Annotated in this window: 1 protein-coding gene; it reads right to left on the reverse strand. The window is 70.2% G+C overall.

What is annotated here, in order from left to right; all coding sequences use genetic code 11:
• Positions 1-77: 77 nt before the first annotated feature.
• Positions 78-3,543 (reverse strand): nitrate reductase subunit alpha (locus tag RB628_RS39860; protein ID WP_318325540.1); only part of this gene is annotated, 3,466 nt, incomplete at its 5' end.

Consider the following 3,543-nt stretch of genomic DNA (forward strand, 5'->3'; position numbering starts at 1 on the left):
AGGTGACCGAGCAGGTGTGGCAGCCGATGCACTTGTCGAGGTTCATCACCATCGCGATCTGGGCCATCACTCGCATGTCAGTACTCCACTTGCTGGCTGCGGCGGCGGATGACGGTGACCTCGTCGCGCTGGTTGCCGGTCGGGCCGTAGTAGTTGAAGGCGTAGGTGAACTGGGCGTAGCCGCCCGCGAGATGGGTGGGCTTGAGCAGGAGCCTCGTGAGGGAGTTGTGGATGCCGCCGCGCTTGCCGCTGACCTCGGTCTTCGGGACGTTCACGTTGCGGTCCTGGGCGTGGTACATGTACACGGTTCCCTCGGGCATGCGGTGGGTGACCACGGCCCGGGCGGCGACGACGCCGTTGCGGTTGTACGCCTCGATCCACTCGTTGTCCTTGACGCCGATCTTCTCGGCGTCGGCGGTGGACATCCAGATCGTCGGGCCGCCGCGGGACAGGTCGAGCATGTACTTGTTGTCCTGGTAGTTCGAGTGGATGGACCACTTCGAGTGCGGGGTCAGATAGCGGACCGTGACCTCGGCCCGGCCGCTCTCGCCCAGGTGCTCGTCGCCGTAGTGCTTGGGCGTGTTCAACGGCGGCCGGTAGACGGGCAGTTGCTCGCCGAGTTCGGCGATCCAGTCGTGCTGGACGAAGAAGTGCTGGCGGCCGGTGAGGGTGTGCCAGGGCTTCTTGTGCTCGGTGTTGATGACGAACGGCGAGTAGCGGCGCCCGCCGGTCTCCGAGCCCGACCACTCGTACGACGTCATCACCGAACGGGGCTGGGTGCGCGTGTCGGCGAACGTGATCCGGTCGGCCTCGCGCTCGGAGGCGAGTTCGACCAGGCCCTCGCTGCCGGTCTGCCGCTCCAGCTCCCGGAAACCCTCCGTGGCCAGGCGGCCGTTGGTGGTGCCGGACAGGGCGAGGATCGCCTCGCACATGTCGGAGGCGGTGGCGAGGGAGGGCCGTCCGGCGGCGATGCCGTCCCTGACGGTGCCGTTGCGGTGCCGGAGGTCGTCGATCTCCTGGTTCGGGTGGACGGTGACGCCCTTCGTGGTGGTGCCCAGCGTGTCGAGCAGCGGGCCGACGGCACGCATCTTCTGCGCGATCGCGGCGTAGTCCCGTTCGATGACGACCAGCTTCGGCATGGTCCGCCCGGGAACCGGTTCGCACTCGCCGGCCTTCCAGTCCCGTACCACCCCGCCCGGCTGGGCGAGTTCGTCCGGGGTGTCGTGCAGCAGCGGCACCGCGAGGACGTCGGTGCGGGTGCCGAGGTGGTCGGCGGCCAGTTCGCTGAACCTGTCGGCCATCGTCAGGAACATGTCGTAGTCGGTGCGGGCCTGCCAGGGCGGGGCGATGGCCGGGGTGAAGGCGTGGACGAAGGGATGCATGTCGGTCGACGACAGGTCGTCCTTCTCGTACCAGGTGGCGGCCGGCAGGACGACGTCGGAGAGCAGGCTGGTGGAGGTCATGCGGAAGTCCATGGTGACGAGCAGGTCGAGCTTGCCCTCGGGCGCCTCCTCCCGCCACACCACCTCCTTCGGACGGCCCTCGGGCGGGGTCTCCTCGGAGCGGACCGCCGCGTCCGTGCCCAGCAGGTGGCGCAGGAAGTACTCGTTGCCCTTGCCGGAGGAGCCGAGCAGGTTGGCCCGCCACACGGTCAGCACCCGCGGGAAGTTGGCCGGGTCGTCCGGGTCCTCGACGGCGAACCGCAGCCGCCCGGACTTCAGCTCGTCCACGATGTGCTCGGCGACCGGCCGGCCCGCAGCGGCTGCCTCGTCGGTCAGGTCGAGGGGGTTGCGGTTGAAGCCGGGGTGACCGGGAGTCCAGCCCAGCCGCACGGCCTGCGCGAGTGTGTCCGCGAACGCCTTGCCCTTGAACCGGCCCTTCCCGAGCGGGGAAGCAAGCTCGTCGGGCCCGAACGCCTCGTAGCGCCACTGGTCGGAGTTCAGATACCAGTACGAGGTGCCCGCCATGTGCCGGGTGGGCCGCTGCCAGTCGAAGGCGAACGACAGGTGCTGCTGCCCGGTGACCGGGCGGACCTTCTCCTGGCCGACGTAGTGCGCCCAGCCGCCGCCGTTGACGCCCTGGCAGCCGGTCATCGTGATCAGCGCCAGGAAGGCGCGGTAGATGGTGTCGGAGTGGAACCAGTGGTTGGTGCCCGCACCCAGCGCAATCATCGAGCGGCCGTTGGTGCGCTCGGCGTTGCGGGCGAACTCCCGGCCGATGCGCGCCGCCTGCTCCGCCGGCACCGAGGTGATCGTCTCCTGCCACGCCGGGGTGTACGGCTCGGACGCGTCCTCGTACGAGGTGGGCCAGCTGCCCGGCAGCCCGGGACGTGCGACGCCGTACTGCGCCAGCATCAGGTCGAAGACCGTGGTGACGAGCCGCCCGCCGACCCGGCGCACCGGCACCCCGCGCACCATGACCGAGCCGCCCTCCGTGGCGCCCTCGTCGAAGCGGGGCAGCGCGACCTCGGCCGTCTCCTCGGCCCGCTCCAGCAGGCTCAGCTCGGGTACGACGCCACCCAGGTCCAGGTTCCAGCGGCCTCGCCCGGCTTCCCCCCACCGGAAGCCGAGCGAGCCGCCCGGGACCACGGGTTCGCCCGTGACCCCGTCCAGGAGAACCGTCTTGGACTCGGCGTGCTCCGTGTCGTGTCCGAGGTCGGCGGCGGTCAGGAACCCGTCCGGGACGAGACCGCGGTCGTGCTCGCGCAGGGTCACCAGGAACGGCGCGTCGGTGAACTTGCGCATGTAGTCCTGGAAGTAGGGCACTTCGCGGTCGACCAGGAACTCCCGCAGGATCACGTGCCCCATGGCCATCGCCAGCGCCCCGTCCGTGCCGGGGTGCGGGGCGACCCACTCGTCGGCGTGCTTGACGTTGTCGGCGTAGTCGGGGCTGACCGCGACGACCTTGGTGCCGTTGTAGCGGGTCTCGGTGAGGAAATGCGCGTCCGGCGTGCGGGTCACGGGGATGTTGGAGCCCCACATGATCAGGTAGCCCGCGTTCCACCAGTCCGCCGCCTCCGGTACGTCCGTCTGGTCACCGAAGACCTGCGGGGAGGCGATCGGCAGGTCGGCGTACCAGTCGTAGAACGACAGCAGGGTGCCGCCGATCAGCGAGTGGAACCGCGCCCCGGCCGCGAACGACGCCATCGACATCGCCGGGATGGGTGAGAAGCCCGCGACGCGGTCGGGGCCGTACGCCTTGACGGTGTGCACCTGGGCGGCCGCGATCAGCTCGCTGACCTCGTCCCAGTCGGCGCGCACCAGGCCGCCCTTGCCGCGGGCCCGCTTGTAGGCGCGGGCCTTCGCCGGGTCGCCGGTGATCTCGGCCCAGGCTGCCACCGGGTCGCCGAGCCGCTTGCGGGCCTCGCGCCACAGCTTCAGCAACTCGCCCCGTACATACGGGTAGCGGACCCGGCTGGGGGAGTAGGTGTACCAGGAGAACGACGCCCCGCGCGGGCAGCCGCGCGGCTCGTACTCGGGGCAGTCCGTGCCGATCGACGGGTAGTCGGTGGCCTGGTGCTCCCAGGTGATGATGCCGTCCTTG

Source organism: Streptomyces sp. ADMS (assembly GCF_033441795.1).
In the GTDB taxonomy this organism is placed as follows: Bacteria; Actinomycetota; Actinomycetes; order Streptomycetales; family Streptomycetaceae; genus Streptomyces.